Below are 26,113 nucleotides of genomic sequence, written 5' to 3' on the forward strand. Positions count from 1 at the left end.
GTTCAGCCTTCCAGCATGTCCGCCAATTGCCCCAGCGTCGTGCCCCAGCCGTCCTGAAAGCCCATTTCCTCATGCTTGCGGCTGTCCTCAGGGCTCTTGTGGAGCACGCGCGCCGAATAGAGGGTGCCGCCGTCCTGCGCCGCGAAGGTCAGGATCGCGGTGATCGCGAGCCAAGGTTCGACGGGTTGCCAGCCTTCGGTCATCACGGTGGTGAAGACGAGCCGCTTTTCGGGAAGGACTTCGAGGAAGCAGCCGTCGACATGCGGCTGCCAGTCGCCGTCGCCTTCGCGCATCCGGGTCACGAAGCCGCCGCCGGGGCGGAGGTCGAGCGTATCGACGCGGCACAGGATCGGGGCGGGAATCCACCATGAAGCGAGCTTGGCCGGGTCGCTCCACGCGTCCCATACCGCCGACGGCGGCCCCTTGATCAGGCGTGAGATGGTCAGTTCGGTGTCGCTCGTCACGATGCTTTCTCCTGTGAATTCTGCGATTCGACGAAAGCGGCGAGGCGGTCGGTACGACCCTGCCAGATGGCGCGCTGCTCGGCGAGCCAGCCTTCGGCGGCGGCGAGCCGGTCGGCATCGATTTGGCAGGTTCGCACGCGGCCCCGCTTTTCCGACCGGATCAGCCCCGATGCTTCGAGCACCGCGAGATGCTTGAGAAAGGCGGGAAGGCCCATGGCGAACGGCTCGGCAAGCCGCGTCACCGGCGCCGCGCCTTTCAGCAGGCGGCCGATCACCGCGCGCCGGGTCGGGTCGGCGAGTGCGTGAAAGACCGTGTCGAGAGCCATTTGTTGGTTCGCCATATGGTGAACCATAGAATATAGTTCACCGATTGGCAAACTATATTGTGCCGCGCATGAAGAGAGGGCCGCCCCGCGGGACGGCCCTCAGTCAGGTGGTGCGGGCTTCGGTCGCCCGCAACCGCCAGTGGATCTATGCCGCGTCGGCTTCTTCGTCGTTGCGGTTCGCGGCGCGGCGGCGCGCGACGAGCGCGGCAGCGGCGGCCCCGAACAACAGCATCATCGGCGGCGCCGGCACGGGGGTCGGGTCGCCCGACGAACTGCTGGTGCTGCCGCCCGAGCTGGACGACGAGGAGGAAGACGAGCTCGACGAAGACGAGCTCGACGACGAAGAGCTGCTGGTGCTGCCGAAGCTGCTGCTGCCGCCGGTCGCGCCCGACGAGGTGGCGCCGCTCGACGAACTGCTGCTCGACGACGAAGAGGAACTGCTGCTCGACGAGGAGGACGAGCTGCCGCCGTGCGAGGAACTGCCCCAGCCGGAGCTGCCCTTCGACGAACTGCCCCAGCCCGAACTGCCATGGCCGTGCGAACTGCCGCCGCCCGATGAGGAAGAGCTCGACGACGAGGAGGAAGAGGAGGACGACGAACTCGACGACGAGCTGCTGCTCGACGAGGAGGTGCTGACGCCGCCGGTCGAGGTCGACACATTGCCCGACGAAGTGCTGACGTTACCCGACGAGGTCGAGACGTTGCCCGAAGACGTGCTGACGCTGCCCGTCGAGGTCGAGACCCCGCCGGTCGAGGTGCTGACACTACCCGTCGACGTCGAAACGCCCCCGGTCGAGGTCGAGGTGGAAACGCTGCCGGTAGAGGTCGACACGCCGCCCGAGGTCGAGCTGGTAGAGGTCGATACGCCGCCGGTCGTGGTCGAGGTTACGACGACGCTGCCGCTGCTGCCGCCCGAGCTGCCGCCGAAGAAGCCCCCGAAAAAGCCGCCGCCGAAGCCGCCGCCAAAACCGCCGCCGATCACCGTGACGCCGCCGCCGCTGCCGCCGCCGCCTTCCCAGCCGCGCTGCGGGAAGGGAGCATAGGGAATCGGAGGCAGGGGGATCGTTTGCGTCACGACCTGCTGTTGCGGGGTGACGGTGCGGATGATTCGCTTCGTCGTGACGACGCGGCGGATGCGCTTTACCGGCTTGCGCGCGGCGTGGCGTTTGCGCACGACCTTCTTCGCGCCGCACGGCGTGCAGGACTGTACGGTCGATGCCCGCGCCTTCGGCACGTCGGCGATCTGCATCGCGCCGCCCCCGATGAGGGCGCCGCCGCAGGTGCAGGCACAAAGCTTGGCGAGGGCCATTCGGACAGACATATTCCCGTTCTCTCTTTCCCGTTGCAGGCGCGACAGGCGTTTCCTGTTGCACCTCCCGCTAAAGCCAAAAGGACAAAGCTTTGTGAACGCGTCCATGGCGTTAACTGCGTTTACCTGTCCGTGAGCGGGAAACCGCCCCCGGAATCAAGGAAAATACGCATAACTGTCCCAAATCAGAACGGAAATCCCTTCGATTCGGTCCCATCGGTTAATTTGGCGAAAGACGAGAGGTCATGAATGCCGGCCCGGTTCACCCTGGCTTCAGCGCTTCGTCGCTAGTCGCGGCTTCGGCGCTTGTGTCGTTCCTTGGGGGTGGTTATAGGCGCGGCGCATTCCCCTGGTCGTCCGTCCCGGGCGGCTGAGGAGACAGGAAAGGACGCGAGAAGCCCTTTATGCCAACCCAGATCGCCGATGTTGGCGCCGACGCGCTCCTGGAAGCCAAGTCCAATCTCGATTCGGACTATGTCCCCAGCGACGACGAAGAATTTATGAACGAGCGGCAGCAGGAGTATTTCCGCAACCTGCTGCTCGCATGGAAGAAATCGATTCTCACCGAAGCCGAATCGACGCTGGCGCACCTGCAGGATGGTCCGCTGCGCGAGCCCGACCTCGCCGACCGCGCGTCGAGCGAGACCGACTGGGCGATCGAGCTTCGCACCCGCGACCGCCAGCGCAAGCTGATCGCCAAGATCGACGCCGCGATGCGCCGGATCGACGAAGGCGAATATGGCTATTGCGCCGTCACTGGCGAGCCCATCTCGCTCGCCCGGCTGCAGGCGCGCCCGATCGCGACGATGACGCTGGAGGCGCAGGAGCGTCACGAGCGCAACGAGCGCATCTCGCGCGAAGATTGATCCGCGCCGGGACAGGCCGGGCCTTATTTACGTTTCCGCAATCGCTGCGATCTAGATTCGCCGCCTGGCATGCAGCGCGGGGATTGAGGTCGCAATGGAATCGCAGGAATCGCTATCGGTCGACGAGGAAGTGGCGGCGCTGTCGCGCGGCGCCGATCGGGACAGCCTGTTCATGCAGGCCAATCTTCTGCTGCCTGGCCAGTCGGCGCCGCTTGTCGTGCGCGTGCGCAACCTGTCGGCAGGCGGCATGCTGGCCGAGGCGCCGGTGCGCGGTGTCGCTGAGGGCGCGGCGGTCGAGGTCGAACTGCGCAACGTCGGTTTCGTGCCGGGCCGTATCGTCTGGGTCGGCGAGGGGAAATTCGGCATCGCCTTCGATCGCGCCGTCGATCCGCAGGCGGTGCGCCGTCAGGTGGTTCAAAGGATGGAAGTTCCGCCGCATATCTCGGCGCTCAATCGACCGTCCTACCGCCGGCGCTGAGGCGTTCCGCAGGGGAGGGCGTCAGCGGGGCGGTAGCGGTCTGCGACGCTCAGGCGGTCGCGGCCATTTCTTCTTTCAGCCGCAGCTTCTGCTTTTTCATTTGCGCCAATAATGCCGTATCGGGGCTGGGGCGGCGCTCTTCATTCGCAATTTTCGCGTCGAGGTCCGCGTGGCGGGACTTCAGGGCGGAAAGGTGCGACAAGCTCATGGGCCATTCTCCTTTTCGACTCGTGTTGGCAGGACCGAGTAAATCACGAATCGCATCCCTTGTCGTCGCGATTCGGCCAGTCGGTTACCCGCAAGGACAGCCCGTTGCGGACGAGCCATGATCGTGGCAGGAGGCGGGGCGTGAACGCCGAGGAAATCACCCAGCGCCTGGAACTGCTCCGTCTCGAGCATCGCGACCTCGACGCCGCGATCATCGCGCTCGGCGAGGCGGCGGTTCCCGATCAGCTTCAGCTTGCGCGCATGAAGAAGCGCAAACTCCGCCTGCGCGACGAAATCACCTGGTGCGAGGATCAACTCCTTCCCGACATCATCGCGTGAAGGCCGGGCGGGCGCATAAATGCATCGTCATTGCGAGCGCAGCGAAGCAATCCAGAGTGTGCGTAAACCGCTCTGGATTGCTTCGCTGCGCTCGCAATGACGAGGTTTGATTCAAAACGGGACACGGCACTCACCAATTTCATGGTTAGCGCCATTGCGGCCCCCGCTCACGTCATGCCATCTCCTGCGCCATGGTGACGGGACGGACAGATGCGGGCGCGGCCAGCCTTCCGGTGCAGCGCGCGCAGGTCGAAAATCTCTATGTCGACGCGATGCTGCTCGCCGACGAAGCGCATGCCGCCTTTGCCGCGCAGCGCGATCTCGGCCGCGCGGAGGACGACAGCCTGCTGCGGATCGGGCTCGCCTGCGAATCGCTCAAGACGACGACGCGGCTGATGCACATCATCGCCTGGCTGCTGCACCGCCGCGCGATGATCGCGGGCGACCCCGGCGCCGGTCCGAACGACAGCGCGGCACGGATCGGCGCGCCGGTGGTTGCCGATTGGGCTATCTGTGCGCGGTTCGATGAGCCGCTTCGCCGCATCGTCGCGGCGAGCGAGCGATTGTTCGAACGCATCGCGACGATCGAGGCGGGCTGGGATGCGCACAAGGCGGCGACTCCGGTGCAGACGATGCTCGCGCAGCTTTCGGCGCGGCTGTAATTTTCGCCAAAATCGCTTGCCCTAAAAGAAGTATATGAAATACTCTTTTCCGTGAAGGGAGAGCGGATGATGGATCGTGCCGAAAAGCTCGCGCTGCTCGAAGCGAGTCTGACGCGCGCGGCGGAGGTGCTGGGCGACGTCACGCCGCATGTGATGACGCTTTATTATGCGCGGCATCCGGGTGCCGCGGCGAGTTTCGAGCATCATGGGCTCGGCAAGACCGCGGCGCTCGAAGGCGAGATGATCGAGAATTGCCTCTATTGCCTGATGTATTGTCTCGAACGCCCGACCGAGATCGAGATTCTGCTCGAAAATTCGGTGCCGCACCATCATTTCACCCTCGAGGTGCCGCTCGGCTGGTATCAGGGGCTGGTCGATGCCGCGATCGACGTGATCGCCGGGACGGTGCCCGCGGACGCGGCTGCTGAACAGCAAGTGTGGGCGGAGATTCGCGAACGGCTGGGCGCGATCTTCACCGGATGCCGCGATTTGCTGCCCGAGGATGCGGTTGGAGCAGGGGCGTAGCTTGATATCTTCCGTCATCCCGGCGAAGTCCGGGATCTCGACGGGGCAATGCAGCGTGACGGTGAGACCCCGGCCTGCGCCGGGGTGACGATCAACTGGCGACCCACTCGATCCACGCGCCATGCGGATGCGAGCGGGCGAGGGTGCGGCCCGCTTCGCCGCCCGGCCAGTGGCGAACGACCAGTTCGTGATGATGCGCGGCGCGATTCGCCTCGACCGCGATCCAGGCGAGCGGACGGTCGGCGGTCGCTTCGGCGCCGGCTTCCTCCATCGCGGTCGTCACCCGCATCTGCTGGTCCTCGGGGACATATTGCCAGACGATCGAATGCATCAGGACGCGCGTCGTGCCCTCCTTCTGCGGCCTTTTGAGTTCGGCCTCGACGAAGTCGGCGGCGGTGGCGCGGACGAGACTCGGTTTCGCCTCGCGCGCCGCGGCGATCGCCGCCTCCATCCGCGCGAAGCGGATATGATGTTCGGGCCAGATATAGGCCTTAAGGCGCAACGCCTGCGCTGGATCGGTGAGGTCGACCGGGGCGACGTCGCAGCCCTTGAGGCCCGCGATTTCGATTCCATGCTGCGGCGGATGGACACCGCGCCAATAGGGGGTGAAGGCGATCGCGCCCGGCTCGGGACCGACCTGCACCCCGCCGAGGTCGTAATGATAGCGATCGAGCATCAGGTTGATCCCCGCGCTCGACCCGATCTCGATACAGTCGAAGCGCGGCGGCAGGCCCTGATCAGCGAGCCACAGCATCGCCGCGACGAAATTCGACGAGCGCCCCGCCTCGTTGGTTTGCGGCGGGCCGTCGAGCCAGGGGAGCAGCGCCGCCTCGTGCCGTGCGACGACTCCGGCGACGATCGCGGCGTCGTTGATGTCCTCGGCATCGGCATAGATGGGCGCGAGTTCGGGCGCGGCGCCCGCGAGGTGCAGCGCGTGGAGCCCGCCCGCGGCGCGCAGCGGCAGCGCGTCGGCAAGCGGCGCGCCCTGCCACTCCGCCATGCGGCGGGCAAATTCGGTGGCGGGCTTGTCGAGCAAGGTTGCGAGCGCCGCGACGATCCGCGCCGTCACCGGCGCTTCGCTCGCCCGGCAATAGGCGACCTGGTTCGCGAAGGCGGTGCGCACCGCGCCCGCGCCGGTCGCGCCCATGTCGATGAACTCGTAACGCTCGCTCATTGCCCTTTCTCCCGTCGCCGCTTAAAGGCACGGCGCTTATGCCCGAACCGATCATCTTTGCCATCCCCAAGGGACGCATCCTCGACGAGGCGCTGCCGCTGCTCGCGGCCGCCGGTATCGAGCCCGCGGCGGATTTCTTCGACAAGAAGAGCCGCGCGCTGGTGTTCGGGACGAACCAGCCGCATATCTCGCTGATCCGTGTGCGGGCTTTCGACGTCGCGACCTTCGTCGCGCACGGTGCGGCGCAGCTCGGCATCGTCGGGTCGGACGTCGTCGACGAGTTCGACTATTCGGAACTTTACGCGCCGGTCGACCTCGGCATCGGCCATTGCCGCCTGTCGCTTGCGGGGCCTGAAGGCACCGCGCCGCCGGGAATCGGGGCGAGCCATATCCGCGTCGCGACCAAATATCCCGCGACAACGCGCCGCTGGTTCGCGGGGCAGGGAATTCAGGCCGAATGCATCAAGCTGAACGGTGCGATGGAGATTGCGCCGAAGCTGGGCCTCGCCTCGCACATCGTCGATCTGGTTTCGACCGGGCGGACCTTGGTCGAAAATGCGCTCGCCGAGCAGACGGTGATCAGCGAGGTTTCCGCGCGGCTGATCGTCAACCGCGCCGCGTTCAAGCTGCGCTCGGCCGAGGTGCCCGCGCTGGTCGAGAAATTCCGGCAGGCGGTCGGCCATGCGGCGGCTTGACGCCTCCGACCCCGGTTTCGCTGCGGCGTTCGATGCGCTGGTGAACGACCGGCGCGAGAGCGCGTCGGACGTGTCGGCCGACGTCGCCGCGATCGTCGCGCGGGTAAAGGCCGAGGGCGACGCGGCGCTCGCCGATTATACCGCGCGGTTCGACCGCGTCGATCTGGACGCGCGCGGCTGGAGCATCTCGAAGGAGGAATGCGCCGCCGCTTATGACGCGCTAGCGCCCGAATTGCGCGACGCGCTCGACCTCGCGGCCGAGCGTATCCGCGCCTATCACGCCGCGCAGCGTCCTGAGGATCGCGACTATCGCGACACGACGGGCGCGCGGCTCGGTGCGCGCTGGAGCGCGGTCGATGCCGCGGGGGTCTATGTCCCCGGCGGGCGGGCCGCCTATCCCTCGTCGGTGCTGATGAACATCCTTCCCGCCAAGGTCGCGGGGGTCGAGCGGATCGTGATGGTCACGCCGACGCCCGACGGCGCGACGAACCCGGTCGTGATGGCGGCGGCGCATATCGGTGGAGTCGACGAAATCTGGCGCGTCGGCGGCGCGCAGGCGATCGCCGCGCTGGCCCATGGCACCGACCGGATCGCGCCGGTCGACGTCGTCACCGGCCCCGGCAACGCCTGGGTCGCCGAGGCCAAGCGCCAGCTTTACGGTGTGGTCGGCATCGACATGGTCGCGGGGCCGAGCGAGATCGTCGTCGTCGCGGACAGCCGGAACGAGCCGCACGTCATAGCTGCTGACCTGCTCAGCCAGGCCGAACACGACCCGACGAGCCAGTCGATCCTGTTCACCGACGACGGCGATTTCGCCGATGCGGTCGCGGCGGCGGTGGCGGAACTTATCCCCGCGCTTTCGACGGCAGCCACGATGGAGGCGAGTTGGGCTGACAACGGCGCGGTGATCGTCGTGCCGACGCTGGCCGATGCGATTCCGCTCTGCGACCGGCTCGCGCCCGAACATCTCGAACTCGCAGTCGATGCGGCCGAGGCCGACGCGCTGTTCGCCAAGGTGCGCCACGCGGGATCGGTCTTCCTCGGCCGCCAGACGCCAGAGGCGATCGGCGATTATGTCGCCGGTCCCAACCATGTTCTTCCCACCGGCCGCCGCGCGCGCTTTTCGAGCGGGCTGTCGGTGACCGATTTCATGAAGCGCACCAGCTTTCTTGCGCTGGATGAAGGCGCGCTGGCGGCGATCGGCCCCGCTGCGGTCGCGCTCGCGACGGCTGAAGGGCTGCCCGCGCATGCGCTCAGCGTTCAGAACAGATTGAAATAGAGCCGACCTTGACCTTCATTCGTCGTCCCGGCGAAGGCCGAGATCTCGACCTTGCGTAATGAGCAACCGGCGAGATCCCGGCCTTCGCCGGGATGACGATTTGAGCAGATGACGATTTAAGATAAAGCGACACGCCATGAACAAACGCACTCAGTCCCGCTCCGCCGCCCGCCTCGCCGCCGTGCAGGCGCTCTATCAGCACGAGATGGAGGGCACGCCGGTCGCGCAGCTCGTCCACGAGTTCCACCAGCATCGCATCGGCAAGATCATCGAGGACGCCGAATATGCCGACGCCGACATCCCCTTCTTCGACGACATCGTAAAGGGCGCGCTCGCCCGCGCGGACGAGGTCGATGCCGCGATCACCGCACGGCTCGCGAGCGGCTGGACGATGGACCGGCTCGACCGCACGATGAAGGCGATCTTGCGCGCCGGCGCCTATGAGCTGATCGCGCGCGGCGACGTGCCGGTCGGCGCGGTGGTCAGCGAATATGTCGATGTCGCGAAAGCCTTCTTCGATGGCCGCGAGGCGGGATTCGCCAACGGCCTGCTCGACGCGATCGGCAAGGATGTGCGGGCGAAATAGCGCTCCCGTCAACCGCGTGTGTCCCCGCGAAGGCGGGGACCCAGAGCGGAAATAAGCCCAACGGTTGCGCAAATGCGCTCTGGGTCCCCGCCTTCGCGGGGACACGCTGCTATGGTATCTTTTATGCCCGCGCACGATCCATTACGATTTCCGCCATGACCGAAGCCGATTTCATCGCCCGCCTGCGCGGCATTGCGACCGACCCCGCCGCGCGCGGGCTCGCCGATGATGTCGCGGTGTTCGAGGGCCTTGTCCTCACCCACGATATGATCGTCGAGGGCGTCCATTTCCTTCCCGACGAACGCCCGCAGGATGTCGCGTGGAAACTCGTCGCGGTGAATCTCTCCGATCTCGCCGCGAAGGGCGCGGTGCCGGTCGGGGTGCTGCTCGGCTACAGCCTGGCGGGCGACGCGGACTGGGATGCCGCTTTTGCCGACGGCCTCGACATCGTGTTGCGGCGTTACGGGTTGCCGCTGCTCGGCGGCGATACCGTCGGCGTGCCGGCAGGGGCGCCGCGCAGCCTTGGCCTCACCGCGATCGGCAGGGCACCGCTCGAGGGCGTGCCGTCGCGCAGCGGGATGCGCCCGGGCGATCAGCTTTGGGTCAGCGGCACGATCGGCAACGCCGGGGTCGGCCTGGCGATGCGGCTCGGAGAAATCGACGCCAACGAGACTTGTCTCGCCGCCTACAGCCGCCCGCAGCCGCAGCTCACGCTGGGGCAGGCGCTGGTGCCGCACGTCCATGCGATGATGGACGTCTCCGACGGCCTGCTGATCGACGCGGAGCGCATGGCGGCGGCGAGCGGCTGCGACGTCACGCTGATGGTCGAGACGGTGCCGCTGTCGGCGGCGCTGCTCGCGGTGCGCCCCGACGTCCTCGACACGCGCCTCGCCGCGGCGACCGCGGGCGACGATTATCAACTGCTGTTCGCGGCCGATCCGGGCGAGGCCGCCGCGATCCGCGAGATTGCGGCGGGACTCGGCGTCGCGGTGACCCCTGTCGGTCACGCCGGGGTGGGCGTGGGGCTGACGCTGATCCACCGGGCGCAGCGGATCGCGCTGCCCGAGCGGCTGGGGTTCATGCATTAGATCCCGCCTTGCCGGGGTGACGCTAATGCAGGCTTGCCCTCGGCTTTCTTTCTTCCCATAACCCCCGCGTCCAATTTGGGGCGGTCGCATCAGGGGAGAGAGCGAGCCGGCATCAATAAGTCGGACGTTCGACTGCTATCTTTGCGTTCGCCCTTCTCGATGGGGAAGGAACAGACACGCATGAATCCGGTTTTGATCGCGATAGCGTGCGGCCTTTTGGCCGTGCTCTATGGGTTCATTACCTCGCGGCAGGTGCTCGGCGCATCGGCGGGGAATGAGAAGATGCAGGAAATCGCCGGCGCCATTCAGGAAGGCGCCAAGGCCTATCTCGGCCGCCAATATCGCACCATCGCCATGGTCGGCATCGTTGTCGCCATCCTCGTCGGGCTGTTCCTCGGGCCGATTTCGGCGACCGGCTTCGTGCTGGGCGCGGTGCTGTCGGGCGTTGCCGGTTTCGTCGGCATGAACATTTCGGTGAAGGCGAACGTCCGCACCGCCGCCGCGGCCCAGAAGGGGCTGCAGACGGGGCTCACGATGGCGTTCCGCGCCGGCGCGATCACCGGCATGCTGGTGGCGGGCCTCGCGCTTCTCGCGATCTCGGTCTTCTTCTGGTATCTGACCGGCCCCGGCGGCTATGGCGTCGGCGGCGATGACCGTACCGTCGTCGATGCGCTCGTCGCGCTCGCCTTCGGTGCTTCGCTCATCTCGATCTTCGCGCGTCTTGGCGGTGGTATCTTCACCAAGGCCGCCGACGTCGGCGCCGACCTGGTCGGCAAGGTCGAGGCCGGAATTCCCGAGGATGATCCGCGCAATCCCGCGGTGATCGCCGACAATGTCGGCGACAATGTCGGCGACTGCGCCGGCATGGCCGCCGACCTGTTCGAAACCTATGTCGTCACCGTCGGCGCCACCATGGTGCTGATCGCGCTGCTGCTGAAGGGCGCGGGCGACATGCTGTTGCCGCTGATGACCCTGCCGCTGTTGATGGGCGGCGTGTGCATCATCACTTCGATCATCGGCACTTATTTCGTGCGGCTTGGCGGCGGCACGAATGTCATGGGCGCGATGTACAAGGGCTTTCTGGTCACCGCGATCCTCTCGATCCCGGCGATCTGGTTCTCGACGCAATATGCGCTCGGCGACATGGAAGCGACGATCGCGGGGACCGGTTTCAACGGCCGCAGCCTCTTCTATTGCTCGCTGGTCGGCCTCGTCATCACCGGCCTGATCATCTGGATCACCGAATATTACACCGGCACCAACTATCGTCCGGTGCGCAGCATCGCCAAGGCGTCGGAAACCGGCCACGGCACCAACGTCATCCAGGGGCTGGCGATCAGCCTTGAATCGACCGCGCTGCCGACGCTGGTGATCTGCGTCGGCATCATCGTTGCCTATCAGATCGCGGGCATCATCGGCATCGCCTTCGGCGCCACCGCGATGCTGGCGCTAGCCGGCATGGTCGTCGCGCTCGACGCTTATGGTCCGGTCACCGACAACGCCGGCGGCATCGCCGAAATGGCCGGTCTCGACGACAGCGTTCGCGAAAAGACCGACCTGCTCGACGCCGTGGGCAACACGACCAAGGCGGTGACCAAGGGCTATGCCATCGGTTCGGCGGGGCTGGCGGCGCTGGTGCTGTTCGGCACCTATACCGCCGACATCAGCGAATATTCGGCGAAGCTCGGCCTCGATGCGCCGCTGACCTTCTCGCTGTCGTCTCCCTATGTCATCGTCGGACTGCTGCTCGGCGCGCTGCTGCCGTATCTGTTCGGCGCGCTCGGCATGACCGCGGTCGGCAAGGCGGCGGGCGACGTGGTGAAGGATGTTCGCGACCAGTTCGCGAACAACAAGGGCATCATGGACGGCACCAGCCGCCCCGACTACGCCCGCACCGTCGACCTGGTCACCAAGGCGGCGATCAAGGAAATGATCGTGCCCAGCCTGCTGCCGGTGCTGGCGCCGATCGTGGTGTTCTTCGTCATTCGCGCCGTGGCCGGTCCGGCCGAGGCGCTCGAAGCGCTCGGCGCGCTTCTGCTCGGCGTGATCGTCGGCGGCCTGTTCGTCGCCATCTCGATGACCTCGGGCGGCGGCGCATGGGACAATGCCAAGAAATATATCGAGGACGGCAATCACGGTGGCAAGGGCAGCGAGGCCCATAAGGCCGCGGTGACCGGCGACACCGTCGGCGATCCCTACAAGGACACCGCGGGTCCGGCGGTCAACCCGATGATCAAGATCACCAATATCGTGGCGATCCTGCTCCTCGCGGCGCTGGCGCACGGCGCCGCCTAGGCCGCGCCGCCCTCACGGGCAAAAGAAAGCCCCGCCGGAGAGCGCTCCGGCGGGGCTTTTCTTTTCGCCTCCCGGCCTTCGCCGGGATGGCGGGAATTCATTCTCCGGTCTTCAACTGCGCCGCCAAGCCGGCCTGCACCGTGGCGCTCATCCGGTCGAACAGCGCGTCGGGGTCGGCGCGGCGGAGGCGGGCCATATCGGCTTCGGCACCTTCTGCGACGACGATCTCGCGCTTTTCCGCCGCGATGGCGCCAAGAATCTGCGTCGCGGCATCTTCGGGCGACATGCCGTTCTCGATCACCGCGTCACTGGTCCCGCGCGTGCTGCCGTCGGCGTTCAGCGCGTTGCGGCTGACGTTGGTGCGCACCGACCCCGGCGCGACCACGAGGACTTTCAGCCCGCGATGCTCATTTTCGACGCGGACGCTGTCGTGATAGCCGATCAGCCCGTGCTTGGCGGCCGAATAGGCGCTGCGCAGCGGTGCGCCCAGAATCCCCGCGACGCTGGAGATGGCGACGATATGTCCGCCGCCGGCCTCGATCATCCGCGGCAAAAGCTGCTGGGTGAGGGCGATCGGCGCGAGCAGGTCGACATCGACGATCTTTTGATAGACCGAAAAATCGGTGTCGATCGCCAGGCTGCGCTGCGAAATGCCGGCGTTGTTGACGAGGCCGTCGATTCGGCCGCACCAGTCCCAGGCTTCCTGCACCAGCGTTGGCAATGCGGCGTAATCGGTCGCCTCGAACGGCAGAATCATCGTGCCGGGTCCGCAGTCCTTCGCGACCGCTTCGAGCGCCGCGACGTTGCGGCCCGACAGGATCAGCCGCGCACCCCGGCCCGCAAGTCCCCGCGCCAGCGCCGCGCCGATGCCCGACGATGCGCCGGTAACCCACCAGATTTGATCTTTCATATCGGCATCCCCATTTAGCTATCGGTTGCAGCTTGAAACGGGTGTAAAGCGGCGTCAAGCGGCCAATCCCACGGTTTTCCGTGCAGGGGGTGGCAATTTTGTTGCGACTCTGCTATAATAAATATCAACGCGTCGATAGTCCGCCTCCCGCCCGCCGGGCGCCAGGGGACTGACGGCGTCCTTATGGAGCCATATCCCTTGTCACTCTGACTGGCTAGCGCCGCCCGAAATTGCCGATCCCCCTTTCGACAAGGGCAGGATGCACCCGGCTTTTTGCGCTTCCCAGCCCACCGGCAAGGCCAAGAAAGGAACTTGCATGTCCGCAAACACGCTCGTCTTTGAAGTCGGAGATTATGTCGTTTACCCAAAGCATGGCGTGGGGCGCGTCATCGAATTGCAGAAATCCGAAATCGCCGGGATGCAGCTCGAACTTTATGTTCTGCGTTTCGAAAAGGAAAAGATGACGCTTCGCGTTCCCACCAACAAGGCCGAAGGCGTCGGGATGCGCAAGCTGTCGTCGGACAAGACGCTGAAGGAAGCGCTGCAGGTTCTGACCACCAAGCCGAAGGTGAAGCGCACCATGTGGTCGCGCCGCGCGCAGGAATATGAAGCGAAGATCAATTCGGGCGACCTCGTGTCGATCGCCGAAGTGACCCGCGACCTGTTCCGCGCCGACGACCAGCCCGAGCAGAGCTATTCGGAGCGTCAGATTTTCGAAGCGGCGTCGAGCCGCCTCGCGCGCGAACTGGGCGCGATGGAGGAAAGCGACGAAAAGACCGCGCAGGCGAAGATCCTCCAGATCCTCAACGAGCATGCGCCGAAATATTATCTGGAAAAGGCGGTCTGACGCCGCGGATTTCCAAAGGGGGGGAATGAAAGGGCGGTCCTTATAAAGGGCCGCCCTTTTTTTGACGTGAGGGGGGAGGCGATTCGCGCGGAGACGTAGAGATCGCAGAGTTTTTGTTCACGCGGAGACGCGGAGACGCGGAGGGGAAGATTCCGGGTCGTCAGGCCCCTTGCTCCCGCAACGACGCGGACTATCGCAGCGCCGAAGAGGAAAAGTCGCTTCGCGATAATCGCAACCTCTCCGCGTCTCCGCGTGAACCCTTTTATTCTCTGCGATCTCTGCGCCTCTGCGCGAAAATATTGTGGGGCTTACGGATATTTCGCCGCGACGAAATAGAGGCCGTCGGGCGGCGCATTCAGCCCCAGCGCGCTGCGATCCGCCGCATCGAGCGCGGCCTTCAAGTCGCGCGCTGACCATTTGCCTTCGCCGACCATGGACAGGCAGCCGACCATCGAGCGCACCTGATGATGCAGGAAACTGCGCGCCGCGGTCTCGATGACGATCTCGTCGCCGTGGCGGCTGACGCTGATCCGGTCGAGCGTCTTGACCGGGCTTTCGGCCTGGCAATGCACCGAGCGGAAGGTGGTGAAGTCATGCCGCCCGACGAGCGCCTGCGCCGCGCCGTGCATCGCTCCAGCATCGAGCGGCTTGGCGAATTGCCACGACAGCCCCTTATCCCACGTCAGCGGCGCGCGGCGGTTGACGATGCGATATTCATAGGCGCGCCCGATGCACGAAAAGCGCGCGTGCCAATCGTCCGCGACCGTCTCGCAGGCGAGCACCGCGATGGGGGCGGGGCGAAGCTGCGCGTTGAGCGCTTCCATCAGGCGGAAAGGCTCGATCACTTTCTCGATATCGACATGCGCGCGCATCGCGATCGCGTGCACGCCCGCATCGGTCCGCCCCGCGCCATGCACCGGAGTTTCCTCGCGGGTGATGCGCGTGACCGCTTCTTCCAGCGCCTGCTGGACGCTGGGGCCGTGCGATTGCCGCTGCCAGCCCATGAAGGGGCGGCCGTCGAACTCGATGGTGAGGGCAAATCTTGTCATCGCCGCTCCCTTAGCCGTTCGTGTCGAGTGAAGTCGAGACACCCATCGAGAACGCGCCTAGCCCGAGGGGCATCTCGACTTCGCTCGATGCGAACGGACTTAGGAAAGGCGCATACTCTTTGCGATCGCCCGCCCGCGCAGCAGTTCGGTGGCATCCATCGCGGGCTTGCCCGCGCGCTGCACGCGCGTCGCGCGGATCGCACCGGGGTTGCAGGCGATCGTCAGCGCATCGTCAAGCGTGACACCGGGTGTGGCGCCCGCGACCGTCTCCGTCGGGTGCACGACCTCGGCCGCCAAAATCTTGTAACGCTCGCCGTCCAGCTCGAAGAAGGCCCCCGGCATCGGGTTGAAGGCGCGAATCTGGCGTTCGACCTGCACCGCGCTGGTCAGGAAATCGAGCCGCGCCTCGCTCTTGTCGATCTTCGCGGCATAGGTGACGCCTGTTTCGGGTTGTGACACGGGCGCGAAGACGGAAAGATCACTCAGCACCGTCACCATCATCCGCGCACCCATTTCGGCGAGTTCGTCGGTGAGCTCGCCCGCGCTCTTGCCCGCGATTACGGTCGTATCGACCAGCCGCATCGCGCCGGTGTCGAGCCCGGCGTCCATCTGCATGATTGTCACGCCGGTCTCGGTATCGCCCGCCAGGATCGCGCGCTGCACCGGCGCCGCGCCGCGCCAGCGCGGCAGGATCGAGCCATGGACGTTGAGGCAGCCCTCACGCGGCGCATCGAGCACCGCCTGCGGCAGGATCAGGCCGTAAGCCGCGACCACGGCGACATCGAGGTTCAGCGCGGCGAAGGCCACCTGTTCCTCGGCGGATTTCAGGCTCTTCGGGGTGCGGACGGGCAGGCCATGCGCTTCGGCCCAGACGTGCACAGCGCTCTGCTGCACCTTCTTGCCGCGCTGCGCCGGGCGCGGCGGCTGGGTATAGACGGCGGCGATTTCGTGCCCTGCCGCGTGAAGCGCGGCGAGCGTTGGCACCGCAAAGGGCGGCGTTCCCATGAAGGCGATGCGCATGGGCGGCGCTTTGGCGGACGGCGGTGCGACAATCAACCCCTCTCCCCCTGCGGGAGAGGGCAGCGAGACTTGCGAGCTTGCTCGCTAGTCGCAGCGGGAGAGGGGGCAGCTGCGTCGCGCCCCCTCTCCAGCCTTCGCTAGGCGCTTCGCGCTAAGCTCCGGCATCCTCTCCCGCAAGGGGAGAGGATTGTGTGGAGCCGTCCGGCGCGATAGGTGCTGAGCATGGCCTCCACCGAAATCGAAGCGCTCGTCCAGCAACTTGCCCGCCTGCCGGGGCTCGGCCCGCGGTCGGCGCGGCGCGCGGTGCTGCACCTGATGAAGAAGCGCGAGAGCAGCTTCGCGCCGCTGCTCGCCGCGCTGCAGACGGTGTCGGAACGGCTCGTCACCTGCACCGTCTGCGGCAATGTCGACACGCAGGATCCGTGCGCGATCTGCGCCGACCCGCGCCGCGACGCGCGCAGCCTGTGCGTCGTCGAGGAGGTGTCGGACCTCTGGGCGCTCGACAAGTCGCGGCTGTTTCCGGGCAAATATCATGTGCTGGGCGGGCGATTGTCGGCGCTGGAAGGCGTGCGGCCACAGGACCTCAGCATCGACGCGCTGGTGAACCGCGTCGCCGCGGGCGGCATCGACGAGGTCGTGCTGGCGATGAATGCGACGCTGGAGGGGCAGACGACCGCGCATTATCTCGCCGAGCGGCTGGAAGGCTATCCGGTGCGCCTGACCCAGCTCGCGCACGGCCTGCCGGTGGGCGGCGAGCTCGACTATCTGGATGAAGGAACGCTGGCGCAGGCGTTACGGGCGCGGCGTCCGGTGGGTTGACGGCGGGCGTTCGAGTTCATACCTCGCACCCATGGCCCTGTTACCCATCATAGAGACCCCGGACCCCCGGTTGCGCGTCATTTCCAAGCCCGTCGAGACCTTCGACGCCGAGCTGAAGACGCTGGTCGCGGACATGTTCGAGACGATGTACGACGCGCCCGGCATCGGGCTTGCCGCGATTCAGGTCGGGGTGGCGAAGCGCATCCTCGTCATCGACCTGCAGGAACCCGATCCCGACGATGAGGAGGGCAAGGCCGTTATCCGTGACCCGCGCGTCTTCATCAACCCCGTCTTCTCTGACGAGAGCGAGGAGCACAGCGTCTATCAGGAAGGCTGCCTGTCGGTTCCCGAGCAATATGCCGATGTGACGCGCCCAGCCGAAGTCACCGTCGACTGGCAGGACGTGGACGGCAAGCACCATCGGGAGCGCATGACCGGGCTGATGGCGACGTGCATTCAGCACGAGCACGACCATCTGGAAGGCATTCTCTTCATCGATCATCTGTCGCGGCTGAAGCGCGAGATGGTGCTGAAGAAGCTCGCGAAGATGCGCAAGGCGGCGTAAAATCCCTCTCCACTTAGGGGAGAGGGTCGCGGAAGCTTGGCAGCTTGCTGCCTAGCTGAAGCTGGGTGAGGGTGACCCGCGTTGGCGGAGCAAACCCTCACCCGCTGCGACTAGCGGACAAGTCCGCAAGTCTCGCTGCCCTCTCCCGCAAGCGGGAGAGGGAATAACTTACTCCGCCTTCTTCGCGACCCCGACCATCGCGGGGCGCAGCAGGCGGTCCTTCATCATATAGCCCGCCTGCATTTCCTGCACGATCGTGCCGCTTTCCTTGTCGCTCGGGATTTCGAGCATCGCCTGATGCTGATTCGGGTCGAGCGGCAGGCCGATCGCGGCGATGCGGGTGATGCCGTTGCGCTCGAACACGCTCATCAGTTCGCGCTCGGTCGCTTCGAGCCCGGTGAGTAGCGGCTTGATCGTCTCGTCGGCGCGCTGTTCTTCGCTGAGCGACGCCAGCGCGCGGCCCAGATTGTCGGCGACCGACAAGATGTCGCGCGCGAATTTGGTCGCCGCATAGGCGTGCGCGTCGGCGATCTCCTTGTCCTTGCGGCGCGTGACGTTCTGCGTCTCGGCGCGCGCATAGAGCAGATCCTGCTGGAGTGCCGCAAGCTGCTCGGCAAGCTTCGCCGCTTCGTCCTGCGTTTCCGCGGCGGGAGCCTCGGTTGCGGTCGCTTCGGCCTGACCCTCTTCGACGGGCGTATCGTTTTCGGTGTTCGTCATAATCCTATCGTATCAGTCTGGAGAGAGATTGTGCGGTGAAATCCACCATGGGAACGATCCGCGCATAGTTCAAGCGCGTCGGGCCGATCACCCCCACCACGCCGACCACGCGGCCGTCGCTGCCATGATAGGGCGCGGCGATAACCGACGATCCCGACAGCGAAAAGAGCTTGTTCTCCGACCCGATGAAAATGCGCGTCGCGCTGCCCTCGCGCGCGCTGTCGAGCAGGCCCGCGATTTCCTGCTTGGTTTCGAGCTCGTCGAGCAGCTGCCGCACCCGGTCGAGGTCGCCGAGCGCGCTTTCGTCGAGCAGATTCGCCTGGCCGCGCACGATCAGCACCGGCCGGTCGGCGCCGTCCGACGACCAGATCGCGAGCCCGCGCGACACCAGGTCGGCGGCGGCGCGGTCGATCGCGATGCGCTCGGCCTCGATCTCGCGCCGCACCCGCGCCATCGCGTCGGACAGCGTCAGCCCTGCGAGCATCGCGCTCACATAATTGCCCGCCTCGACGAGCGTCGAGGGGTTGAGCCCGGCGGGCACGTCGATGACGCGATTCTCGACCGTGCCGTCGCCCGCGACGAGCACGACGAGCGCCTGCGTTCCCGACATCGGCACGAAGGCAACCTGCTTCAGCACCCGCTCATGCTTGGGGACGAGGACGAGCCCGGCGCAGGCGGACAGGCCCGACAGCGCGGCGGTCGCCTGCGCGAGCGCGCTTTCGATCGGCCCGCCGCCGTCGGCAAGGCTCGCCTCGATCTGCGCGCGGTCCTCGGCTGAAGGCTCGGCGACCTGCATCATCCCGTCGACGAAGAGGCGGAGACCCTGTTCGGTCGGCAGCCGCCCCGCGCTGGTGTGCGGGCTGGCGAGCAGGCCATATTCCTCGAGGTCTTGCATGACGTTGCGGATTGACGCCGGCGACAGGTTGAGCGCCGCGAGTTTCGACAGGGTGCGCGACCCGACCGGCTGGCCGGTTTCGAGATAGGCGTCGACGACCAGCCGGAACACGTCGCGGGCGCGCGTGGTGAGTTCGGTGATCGGCGGATTGGTCATGCCGAGGATGTAGGGGCGGCGCGGGGGAGGGGCAAGCATCGTGCTCGCCTTCCGTCATTCCCTTCGTCATTCCCGCGAAGGCGGGAATCCAGCTCTTTTCCAACTGTCTCTTCGCGCCTTTGCGCCTTTGCGTGAGATTTTCCGATTTCACGCAAAGGCGCGAAGAATGAGCAAGCTGGATTCCCGTCTTCGCGGGAATGACGAAAGTGGGTGCATTTGATCTGGCTTGTGCATAGCCTCCTCACGGGGGAGAAACCGTATGACCACACGCCCACTGACCGAGGACGACCCGCTCGACGATTTCGAGCATCGCACCATCGCATTGCTCGGCCGCCCGCACCGCGTCTACACGATGGGCAACGGCCCCGCGGTGGTCGTGATGACCGAAATGCCGGGGATCAGCCCGCATGTCGCGCGCTTCGCCCGCTGGGTCCGCGATGCGGGCTTCACCGTCTATATGCCGCATATCTTCGGGCGCGACGGCGCGGTGCCGCGGATGCCCGGCGCGCTGTTCACGATGATCGGCGGCTGCGTCAGTCGCCAGTTCCGCGCCTTTCAGGCGAATGAAAGCTCGCCCGCCGTCCAGTGGCTGCGCACCCTCGCGGCGCTCGCGCACAAGGAGTGCGGCGGCCGGGGCGTCGGCGCGATCGGCATGTGCTTCACCGGCAATTTCGCGCTGTCGATGATGCTCGAACCCGCGGTGCTCGCGCCGGTGCTGTCGCAGCCGTCGCTGCCGCTGAATGACGCGGCAGGGATGCACATCGCCCCCGACGAGCTCGCGGCGGTCAAGGCGCGTATGGAGGCGGAGGATCTGACCGTGCTCGCCTATCGCTTCGAGGGCGACAAATTTTGCAAGGCGGCGCGCTTCGCCGCCTATGAGGCCGCGCTCGGCGACCGCTTCGTCGGCCGCGTGCTGCCTGACAGCGCCGCCAATCCCGACAGCCCGATGGCGAATCCGCACAGCGTCGTCACGCTCCACCTGATCGACGAGGAAGGTCAGCCGACACGCGCGGCGCGCGACGAAATCCTCGATTTCTTCCGTATGCGCTTGAGCGGTTGAGGACGGCGGCCTAAGGGCGGCGCATTCATCACCTGAAAGGATTCCCATGCGACCCTCCGGCCGCGCGCCCGACCAGATGCGCTCCATCGCCATCGAAACCAACTTCACCATCCATGCCGAGGGCAGCGTCCTTGTGTCGTTCGGCAATACGAAGGTGCTGGTGACCGCCAGCGTCGAGGAGAAAGTGCCGCCCTTTCTTCGCGGCAAGGGGCAGGGCTGGGTGACGGCCGAATATGGGATGCTCCCGCGCGCGACCCATACGCGCGGCAGTCGCGAAGCGGCGAAGGGTAAGCAGTCGGGAAGAACGCATGAAATTCAGAGACTTATCGGGCGTAGCTTGCGCGCCGTCGTCGATATGAAGAAGCTCGGCGAGCGCCAGATCGTCATCGATTGCGACGTCATCCAGGCCGACGGCGGCACGCGCACCGCGTCGATTAGCGGCGCGTGGGTTGCGCTGCGGCTTGCGGTCGACAAGCTGCTCGAAAGCAAGGCGCTCGCCGCCGACCCGATCGAGGATCAGGTCGCGGCGATCTCGTGCGGCATCTACAACGGCACGCCGGTGCTCGACCTCGATTATGATGAGGATTCGGTCGCCGAAGCCGACGGCAATTTCGTCCTCACCGGCCGCGGCCAGATCGTCGAAGTGCAGGCGAGTGCCGAAGGGGCGACCTATGACGAGGAAGGCCTGCTGCGCTTGCTCCGCCTCGCGCGCATCGGCTGCACCGACATCTTCGCCGCGCAGGCGAAGGCGGTGGGGCGCTGAGGTGACGCGCAAGCTCGTTCCCGGCAAACTCGTCATCGCAAGCCATAATGCGGGCAAGGTGCGCGAGATTCGCGCGCTGCTCGAACCCTATGGGATCGAGCCCGTGTCGGCGGGCGATCTCGGCTTGCCCGAGCCCGAGGAGACCGGGACCACGTTCCGCGACAATGCGTTGCTCAAGGCGCATGCGAGTGCCTCCGCATCGGGACTGCCCGCGCTTGCCGACGACAGCGGGCTCGAAGTCGCGGCGCTTGGCGGGCGGCCGGGCGTCTACACCGCCGACTGGGCCGAGCGCCAATGGTTCGAGGGCGAAGAGGGACGCGACTGGTATATGGCGATGGGCAAGGTCGAAGGGCTGCTCGCCGAGCAGGGACCGGACGTCGACCGCAGCGCGCGCTTCGTGTGCACGCTCGCGCTGGCCTGGCCCGATGGCTATGCGGATGTTTACGAAGGTGCCGCGGAGGGTGACCTGACCTGGCCGCCGCGCGGGACATTGGGATTCGGTTATGATCCGGTCTTCGTTCCGATCGGCAAGTCACTGACTTATGCAGAAATTGATCCAGCCGAAAAACATGCGATCAGTCATCGCGCCGACGCTTTTGCCAAGCTGGTGACGGGGGCTTTCGGATAATTTTATCCGGGTGAATTGACTTTCATTTTACCCGGATATAATGGGGCGCCATGACAGAGCGTTCCGAAACCGTCACCGCCTTTCTCGGCGACACGCAACTCGCTTCGGGCAGCCGCGAGGCCGTTACCCGCACGCTCGAGGATCGCTATCCCGGGGACCTCGGATCGATCCTCGTGTTCGACGATGCCAGCGGCAAGCTGACCGACCTCGATTATTGGGATGCGGCGAAGACCGCGCCCGCTCCATCCGCGGGGCGCCCGCGTCTGGGCGTGAAGGCACGCGAAGTCACGCTGCTTCCGCGCCATTGGGACTGGCTGGCGGCGCAGCCCGGCGGCGCGTCGGCTGCCTTGCGCCGGCTGGTCGAAAGCGCCGTGCGGGAGGCCCCCAGCCTCGCGCAGCGCCGCGATGCGGCCTATCATTTCATGAGCCATATGTGCGGCGACCGCCCGGGTTATGAAGAAGCGCTGCGCGCGCTCTACCGCGACGAAGATGGCGCCTTCGACTCCATCGTGGCGGCATGGCCCGACGATGTCCGCACCCATATCGCGCACCTGCTCCATCGCTGACGCACGCGATTCCGGCTTTCGCCCGAGCGATGAATGGGAGTAGGGGCGCGCCATGGCCGAACCGCTCGCCCTTTATGTCCATTGGCCGTTCTGCGTGTCGAAATGCCCCTATTGCGATTTCAACAGCCATGTCCGCGAAAGTGTCGATCAGGCGGCGTGGCGCGCGGCGCTGCTGGCGGATTTGGCGCATGAAGCAGCTTTGCTGCCGGGCCGCAAGGTTTCGTCGATCTTCTTCGGCGGCGGCACGCCCAGCCTGATGCCGCCCGCGACCGTCGCGGCGGTCATCGCGGCCGCCAATGCGGCGTGGGGGTTGGCGGATGACGTGGAGATCACGCTCGAAGCGAACCCCAATTCGGTCGAGGTCGCCCATTTCGCCGATCTCGCCGCCGCCGGGGTCAATCGCGTATCGATAGGCGTTCAGAGCTTTGATGCGCAAATCCTTGAATTTCTCGGACGCGCACACAGCGGGGACGAGGCGCGGCGCGCGATCGCGGCGGCGCAGGATCATTTCGCGCGCGTCAGCTTCGACCTCATCTATGCGCGGCCCGGCCAGTCGCTTGCGGCGTGGGAGTCCGAGCTTGGCGCGGCGCTGGCGTTCGGCACCGGGCATCTCTCGCTCTATCAGCTCACGATCGAGCCCGGCACGCGCTTCGCGACCCTCGCCGCGAAGGGCGATCTCGTCATTCCCGACGGTGATACGGCGGCCGACCTGTTCGACGCGACGCAGGCGATCACGCGCGCCGCGGGTTTGCCGCGCTACGAAGTGTCGAACCACGCCGCGCCGGGCGAGGAGAGCCGGCACAATCTGACCTATTGGCGCTACGGCGATTATGCCGGCATCGGCCCCGGCGCGCATGGGCGGCGGCTGGCGCAGGCGACCGAGCGGCACAAGAAACCCGAAAATTTCATGTCCGCTGTCGACCGCAATGGCCACGGCCTGAAAGTCGAAACCGACCTGCCGCCGCACGAACGCGCGACCGAGGCGATGCTGATGGGGCTCCGCCTGACCGAAGGCATCGACCTTGCGCGCGTCGAGGATCGGAGCGGGCTGGCGCGCGAGGCGTTCGTCGATGCGGACGCGGCGGCGCGGCTGGCGGGGCAGGGGTTGCTGGTGCAGGCCGGCGACCGGCTGGCGGTGACCGATGCGGGGATATTGCTGCTCGACAGCATCCTTTCCGAGGTGGTGCGGACCGGCTAAACATTTCAAAAGCCCGTTCGCCCTGAGCCTGTCGAAGGGCCGTTCTTCCTTTTCGAGGCTGGAAGAAAGGACGGGGCTTCGACAAGCTCAGCCCGAACGGAATATTGGTTGGCAGACGGACTGATCCGCGACTGGGACGCCCATCTGGCGCATGAGAAGCGCCGGTCGGAGCATACGCGCCGCGCCTATGTCGCGACCGCGACACGCTTTTGCGCCTTTCTGTCGCAGCATCGCGGCGGCGCGGTCGATACGTCGATGCTCAAGAGCCTGACGCCGAACGACCTCCGCTCTTATCTGGCCGACCGCCGCGCCGAAGGGCTGGGCAATGCGTCGGCGGCGCGTGAACTCAGCGCGCTCAGGACGTTCCTGCGCTTCGTCGGCGGCTCCAACGCCAGCGTGCCGCAGCTTCGCGGCCCGCGCGTCAAGAAGGGCCTGCCGCGTCCCGTCGCGCCCGCCGAAGCGCTCCAACTCGCGCAGGATGTCGAGGACAATGCCCGCGAGGGTTGGGTCGGCGCGCGCGATTTCGCACTTCTGCTGCTGCTGTACGGAGCGGGGCTCCGCATCGGCGAAGCGCTGGGGCTCACCGGTGCCGCGTTGCCGCTCGGCGACACGCTGCGCGTCACCGGCAAGCGGAACAAGACCCGCATCGTCCCGATCCTGCCCGCGGTCGCATCGGCGGTGTCGCGCTATGTCGCGGCCTGTCCGTGGCCGATCGGCAAGGAGACGCCGCTGTTCCTTGGCGCGCGCGGCGGCTCGCTGGCGCCGGGGGTGATCCGCGCGAGCGTGCGTTCGGCGCGGCGCGCGCTGGGCCTGCCCGAACGCACGACGCCGCACGCGCTGCGCCACAGTTTTGCGACGCATCTGCTCGCGGGCGGGGCCGATTTGCGCAGCCTTCAGGAATTGCTCGGCCATGCGAGCCTTGCCTCGACGCAGGTCTATACCGCGGTCGACGCGGCGCATCTGCTCGATATTTATCGCAGCGCGCACCCGCGAGCCTGACGGGGATCAGCCGCGCGGCTTCCACCTAATCACCCGCCACAGATAGATCAGCACCAGCGATCCGATCGCGGCCAGCGCCATCGGCCCGACGAAGGCGTCGAGATTGGCGAAGCGGCTGCCGAACCAATGGCCCGCGCCCGCGAGCGCGCTGATCCAGATCGCCGATCCCGCGGCGGTCCAGATCAGGAATTTCGCCTGATTCATCCGCACCATGCCCGCGGGAAGCGACACCATCGTCCGCGCCACCGGCATGAAGCGCGCGACGAAGACGATCGCGGGGCCATATTTCAGGAAAAAGCCGTGCAGCCGCTCGACCTCCGCCCAGTCGAGCGTCAGCCAGCGCCCGTGCCGGTCGATGAAGGGTTTGAGCCGCTCATAGCCGATCCAGCGCCCGATCGCGTACCAGACCCAGTTTCCCGCCGTGGTCCCGGCGACCGCGACCGCGATCAGCGTCCCGAGGTCGAACCGCCCCTGCGCGACCGCGATGCCGCCGAGGCCCATGATGACTTCGGACGGGATCGGCGGAAAGACATTCTCGAGGACCATCAGCACGAAGATGCCGAGATAGCCCCAGCTCTGGATCAGATCGAGAATGATGCCGGTCATGCGGGTTCAACGCAGGGGCTGCGTCAACCGATCCGCCGTTCGATCGCGTCCCAGATCATCGCCGCCGTGTCGACATTGTCGAAGCGGTCGATTGCGACGATGCCGGTCGGCGATGTGACGTTGATTTCGGTCAGCCATTCGCCGCCGATCACGTCGATGCCGACGAACAGCAGCCCGCGTTCGCGCAAGGCGGGACCGAGCACATCGCAAATCTCCTGCTCGCGCGGGGTCAGCGCCGCCGCTTCGGCATAGCCGCCGACCGCGAGATTCGACCGGAACTCGCCTTCGCCGGGCTTGCGGTTGATCGCACCCGCGAACGCGCCGTCGATCAGCACGATGCGCTTGTCGCCCTGCGAAACGCTGGGAAGGAACTGCTGGACCATGAAAGGCTCCGGCCAGACCTGACCGAACAATTCGACGAGCGCGCCGAGGTTCGCGCCGTCCGCGTCGATGCGGAACACCGCCTTGCCGCCGTTGCCGTGCAGCGGCTTGATGACGACCGCGCCGTAACGCGCCTGAAAATCCTTCACCGCGTCGAGATCGCGTGTCACCATCGTCGGCGGCATGAACTCGGGAAAGTCGAGCACGAACACTTTTTCGGGGGCGTTGCGTACCGACACCGGATCGTTGACGACCAGCGTCTCGCCCCGAATGCGCTCGAGCAGCCAGGTGCCGGTCAGATAGCCGAGATCGAAGGGCGGGTCCTGCCGCATCAGCACGACATCGACGTCGCGGCCGAGGTCGAGCATCACCTGCTCGCCGAATTTGTAATGATCGCCCGGCTCGCGCTTCGCCTCGACGACGCGGTGCGCCTTGGTCGTCAGCCGCCCCGCTTCCCACGTCAGGCCGCGCACGTCGTAATGATAGAGCGGATAGCCGCGCTCGATCGCCTTCAGCATCAGGTGAAAACTGCTGTCGCCATTGATGTTGACCGTATCCATCGGGTCCATTTGCACGGCTGCGCGCAGGGTCATTTTTTTCTCCTCAAAGCGCGCGCCACAGTCTGCGCCGCCTAACCGATT

General features: G+C 66.2%; 32 protein-coding genes. 21 read left to right on the forward strand and 11 right to left on the reverse strand.

Going from position 1 to position 26,113, the window contains the following annotated elements:
• Positions 1 to 2: 2 nt before the first annotated feature.
• Positions 3 to 464, reverse strand: a complete 462-nt coding sequence (locus ACVENA_RS05440; protein ID WP_449327954.1) for an SRPBCC domain-containing protein — start codon at positions 462 to 464, stop codon at positions 3 to 5.
• Entirely contained in the window at positions 461 to 805 is a 345-nt protein-coding gene (locus tag ACVENA_RS05445) for an ArsR/SmtB family transcription factor (RefSeq protein WP_257548860.1), read from the reverse strand. Before ACVENA_RS05445 ends, ACVENA_RS05440 begins: the two co-directional genes overlap by 4 nt.
• Positions 806 to 834: 29 nt before the next feature.
• Here ACVENA_RS05445 and ACVENA_RS05450 point away from each other — a divergent pair, with 29 nt between their 5' ends.
• From ACVENA_RS05450 to ACVENA_RS05465, 4 genes are all read left to right on the forward strand, one after another.
• Positions 835 to 1,833 (forward strand): hypothetical protein, encoded by a 999-nt coding sequence (locus tag ACVENA_RS05450; protein WP_257548862.1) that lies wholly within the window; start codon positions 835 to 837, stop codon positions 1,831 to 1,833.
• A gap of 60 nt (positions 1,834 to 1,893) precedes the next feature.
• A complete protein-coding gene (locus ACVENA_RS05455) occupies positions 1,894 to 2,235 on the forward strand; it encodes a hypothetical protein (RefSeq protein WP_257548864.1) in 342 nt (113 codons plus the stop codon).
• Positions 2,236 to 2,503: 268 nt separating this feature from the next.
• Positions 2,504 to 2,965 carry an RNA polymerase-binding protein DksA gene (gene dksA, locus ACVENA_RS05460; RefSeq protein WP_257548867.1) on the forward strand — a complete coding sequence of 154 codons (462 nt, stop codon included), beginning with the start codon at positions 2,504 to 2,506 and terminating at the stop codon, positions 2,963 to 2,965.
• 94 nt (positions 2,966 to 3,059) lie between these two features.
• The gene (locus ACVENA_RS05465) at positions 3,060 to 3,443 is read left to right on the forward strand and encodes a PilZ domain-containing protein (protein WP_449327955.1); all 384 of its coding nucleotides are present in this window, start codon (positions 3,060 to 3,062) and stop codon (positions 3,441 to 3,443) included.
• 49 nt (positions 3,444 to 3,492) lie between these two features.
• Here ACVENA_RS05465 and ACVENA_RS05470 read toward each other — a convergent pair whose 3' ends face one another.
• Positions 3,493 to 3,651, reverse strand: coding sequence for a YdcH family protein (locus tag ACVENA_RS05470; protein ID WP_105998073.1), 159 nt, complete (start codon positions 3,649 to 3,651; stop codon positions 3,493 to 3,495).
• 140 nt (positions 3,652 to 3,791) lie between these two features.
• Between ACVENA_RS05470 and ACVENA_RS05475 the strand changes: the two genes are divergently transcribed.
• The 3 genes from ACVENA_RS05475 to ACVENA_RS05485 all read left to right on the forward strand — a co-directional run bounded on the left by ACVENA_RS05475 (position 3,792) and on the right by ACVENA_RS05485 (position 5,176).
• On the forward strand, positions 3,792 to 3,989 hold the full coding sequence (locus ACVENA_RS05475; RefSeq protein ID WP_257548871.1) for a YdcH family protein: 198 nt from the start codon (positions 3,792 to 3,794) through the stop codon (positions 3,987 to 3,989).
• 191 nt (positions 3,990 to 4,180) lie between these two features.
• Complete coding sequence (locus ACVENA_RS05480) at positions 4,181 to 4,651, forward strand: DUF1465 family protein (protein WP_449327956.1); 471 nt, start codon at positions 4,181 to 4,183, stop codon at positions 4,649 to 4,651.
• Positions 4,652 to 4,717: 66 nt separating this feature from the next.
• The gene (locus ACVENA_RS05485) at positions 4,718 to 5,176 is read left to right on the forward strand and encodes a hypothetical protein (protein ID WP_449327957.1); all 459 of its coding nucleotides are present in this window, start codon (positions 4,718 to 4,720) and stop codon (positions 5,174 to 5,176) included.
• Between the two features lie 91 nt (positions 5,177 to 5,267).
• Here ACVENA_RS05485 and ACVENA_RS05490 read toward each other — a convergent pair whose 3' ends face one another.
• Positions 5,268 to 6,350 (reverse strand): DUF2332 domain-containing protein, encoded by a 1,083-nt coding sequence (locus ACVENA_RS05490; RefSeq protein ID WP_449327958.1) that lies wholly within the window; start codon positions 6,348 to 6,350, stop codon positions 5,268 to 5,270.
• A 38-nt stretch (positions 6,351 to 6,388) separates the two neighbouring features.
• Here ACVENA_RS05490 and hisG point away from each other — a divergent pair, with 38 nt between their 5' ends.
• The 5 genes from hisG (at position 6,389) to ACVENA_RS05515 (ending at position 12,293) form a co-directional block, all read left to right on the forward strand.
• Positions 6,389 to 7,045: an ATP phosphoribosyltransferase gene (hisG, locus tag ACVENA_RS05495; protein ID WP_449327959.1), complete on the forward strand. Its 657-nt coding sequence runs from the start codon at positions 6,389 to 6,391 to the stop codon at positions 7,043 to 7,045.
• The gene (gene hisD, locus ACVENA_RS05500; protein WP_449327960.1) at positions 7,032 to 8,324 is read left to right on the forward strand and encodes a histidinol dehydrogenase; all 1,293 of its coding nucleotides are present in this window, start codon (positions 7,032 to 7,034) and stop codon (positions 8,322 to 8,324) included. The genes hisG and hisD overlap by 14 nt, the downstream gene beginning before the upstream one ends.
• A gap of 136 nt (positions 8,325 to 8,460) precedes the next feature.
• A complete protein-coding gene (nusB, locus tag ACVENA_RS05505) occupies positions 8,461 to 8,910 on the forward strand; it encodes a transcription antitermination factor NusB (RefSeq protein WP_257548892.1) in 450 nt (149 codons plus the stop codon).
• A gap of 155 nt (positions 8,911 to 9,065) precedes the next feature.
• Positions 9,066 to 9,998 carry a thiamine-phosphate kinase gene (gene thiL, locus ACVENA_RS05510; protein WP_449327961.1) on the forward strand — a complete coding sequence of 311 codons (933 nt, stop codon included), beginning with the start codon at positions 9,066 to 9,068 and terminating at the stop codon, positions 9,996 to 9,998.
• A gap of 180 nt (positions 9,999 to 10,178) precedes the next feature.
• Positions 10,179 to 12,293: a sodium-translocating pyrophosphatase gene (locus ACVENA_RS05515; RefSeq protein ID WP_449327962.1), complete on the forward strand. Its 2,115-nt coding sequence runs from the start codon at positions 10,179 to 10,181 to the stop codon at positions 12,291 to 12,293.
• 97 nt (positions 12,294 to 12,390) lie between these two features.
• Here the strand turns inward: ACVENA_RS05515 and ACVENA_RS05520 are convergent, their stop codons facing one another.
• Positions 12,391 to 13,203, reverse strand: coding sequence for an SDR family NAD(P)-dependent oxidoreductase (locus ACVENA_RS05520; protein ID WP_449327963.1), 813 nt, complete (start codon positions 13,201 to 13,203; stop codon positions 12,391 to 12,393).
• A 316-nt stretch (positions 13,204 to 13,519) separates the two neighbouring features.
• Here ACVENA_RS05520 and ACVENA_RS05525 point away from each other — a divergent pair, with 316 nt between their 5' ends.
• A complete protein-coding gene (locus ACVENA_RS05525; protein ID WP_257548901.1) occupies positions 13,520 to 14,050 on the forward strand; it encodes a CarD family transcriptional regulator in 531 nt (176 codons plus the stop codon).
• 308 nt (positions 14,051 to 14,358) lie between these two features.
• Here the strand turns inward: ACVENA_RS05525 and truA are convergent, their stop codons facing one another.
• Both truA and fmt read right to left on the reverse strand, forming a co-directional pair.
• Complete coding sequence (truA, locus tag ACVENA_RS05530; RefSeq protein WP_449327964.1) at positions 14,359 to 15,099, reverse strand: tRNA pseudouridine(38-40) synthase TruA; 741 nt, start codon at positions 15,097 to 15,099, stop codon at positions 14,359 to 14,361.
• Positions 15,100 to 15,198: 99 nt separating this feature from the next.
• A complete protein-coding gene (fmt, locus tag ACVENA_RS05535; protein WP_449327965.1) occupies positions 15,199 to 16,119 on the reverse strand; it encodes a methionyl-tRNA formyltransferase in 921 nt (306 codons plus the stop codon).
• A 222-nt stretch (positions 16,120 to 16,341) separates the two neighbouring features.
• Here fmt and recR point away from each other — a divergent pair, with 222 nt between their 5' ends.
• Both recR and def read left to right on the forward strand, forming a co-directional pair.
• Positions 16,342 to 16,938 carry a recombination mediator RecR gene (recR, locus tag ACVENA_RS05540; protein ID WP_257548906.1) on the forward strand — a complete coding sequence of 199 codons (597 nt, stop codon included), beginning with the start codon at positions 16,342 to 16,344 and terminating at the stop codon, positions 16,936 to 16,938.
• Between the two features lie 31 nt (positions 16,939 to 16,969).
• Positions 16,970 to 17,503, forward strand: a complete 534-nt coding sequence (gene def, locus ACVENA_RS05545) for a peptide deformylase (RefSeq protein WP_449327966.1) — start codon at positions 16,970 to 16,972, stop codon at positions 17,501 to 17,503.
• 168 nt (positions 17,504 to 17,671) lie between these two features.
• Here the strand turns inward: def and grpE are convergent, their stop codons facing one another.
• Both grpE and hrcA read right to left on the reverse strand, forming a co-directional pair.
• Positions 17,672 to 18,220, reverse strand: coding sequence for a nucleotide exchange factor GrpE (grpE, locus tag ACVENA_RS05550; RefSeq protein WP_449327967.1), 549 nt, complete (start codon positions 18,218 to 18,220; stop codon positions 17,672 to 17,674).
• Between the two features lie 4 nt (positions 18,221 to 18,224).
• On the reverse strand, positions 18,225 to 19,271 hold the full coding sequence (gene hrcA, locus ACVENA_RS05555; protein ID WP_449328896.1) for a heat-inducible transcriptional repressor HrcA: 1,047 nt from the start codon (positions 19,269 to 19,271) through the stop codon (positions 18,225 to 18,227).
• 259 nt (positions 19,272 to 19,530) lie between these two features.
• On the opposite strand from hrcA, the gene ACVENA_RS05560 reads away from it, so the two are divergent.
• The 6 genes from ACVENA_RS05560 (at position 19,531) to ACVENA_RS05585 (ending at position 24,485) form a co-directional block, all read left to right on the forward strand.
• Positions 19,531 to 20,331, forward strand: coding sequence for a dienelactone hydrolase family protein (locus ACVENA_RS05560; protein WP_449327968.1), 801 nt, complete (start codon positions 19,531 to 19,533; stop codon positions 20,329 to 20,331).
• Positions 20,332 to 20,377: 46 nt separating this feature from the next.
• Positions 20,378 to 21,094, forward strand: coding sequence for a ribonuclease PH (gene rph / locus ACVENA_RS05565; protein WP_257548915.1), 717 nt, complete (start codon positions 20,378 to 20,380; stop codon positions 21,092 to 21,094).
• 1 nt (position 21,095) lies between these two features.
• Positions 21,096 to 21,722, forward strand: coding sequence for an RdgB/HAM1 family non-canonical purine NTP pyrophosphatase (gene rdgB / locus ACVENA_RS05570; protein WP_449327969.1), 627 nt, complete (start codon positions 21,096 to 21,098; stop codon positions 21,720 to 21,722).
• 50 nt (positions 21,723 to 21,772) lie between these two features.
• Positions 21,773 to 22,288, forward strand: a complete 516-nt coding sequence (locus ACVENA_RS05575) for a DUF2239 family protein (RefSeq protein WP_449327970.1) — start codon at positions 21,773 to 21,775, stop codon at positions 22,286 to 22,288.
• Between the two features lie 52 nt (positions 22,289 to 22,340).
• Positions 22,341 to 23,486, forward strand: a complete 1,146-nt coding sequence (gene hemW, locus ACVENA_RS05580) for a radical SAM family heme chaperone HemW (RefSeq protein WP_449327971.1) — start codon at positions 22,341 to 22,343, stop codon at positions 23,484 to 23,486.
• A 108-nt stretch (positions 23,487 to 23,594) separates the two neighbouring features.
• Positions 23,595 to 24,485 (forward strand): tyrosine recombinase XerC, encoded by an 891-nt coding sequence (locus tag ACVENA_RS05585; protein WP_449327972.1) that lies wholly within the window; start codon positions 23,595 to 23,597, stop codon positions 24,483 to 24,485.
• A 6-nt stretch (positions 24,486 to 24,491) separates the two neighbouring features.
• Here ACVENA_RS05585 and ACVENA_RS05590 read toward each other — a convergent pair whose 3' ends face one another.
• Together ACVENA_RS05590 and gshB are read right to left on the reverse strand one after the other, a co-directional pair.
• Positions 24,492 to 25,091, reverse strand: a complete 600-nt coding sequence (locus ACVENA_RS05590) for a DedA family protein (protein ID WP_449327973.1) — start codon at positions 25,089 to 25,091, stop codon at positions 24,492 to 24,494.
• A 23-nt stretch (positions 25,092 to 25,114) separates the two neighbouring features.
• The gene (gene gshB / locus ACVENA_RS05595; protein ID WP_449327974.1) at positions 25,115 to 26,065 is read right to left on the reverse strand and encodes a glutathione synthase; all 951 of its coding nucleotides are present in this window, start codon (positions 26,063 to 26,065) and stop codon (positions 25,115 to 25,117) included.
• Positions 26,066 to 26,113 lie beyond the last annotated feature (48 nt).

Source organism: Sphingopyxis sp. 550A (assembly GCF_053569535.1).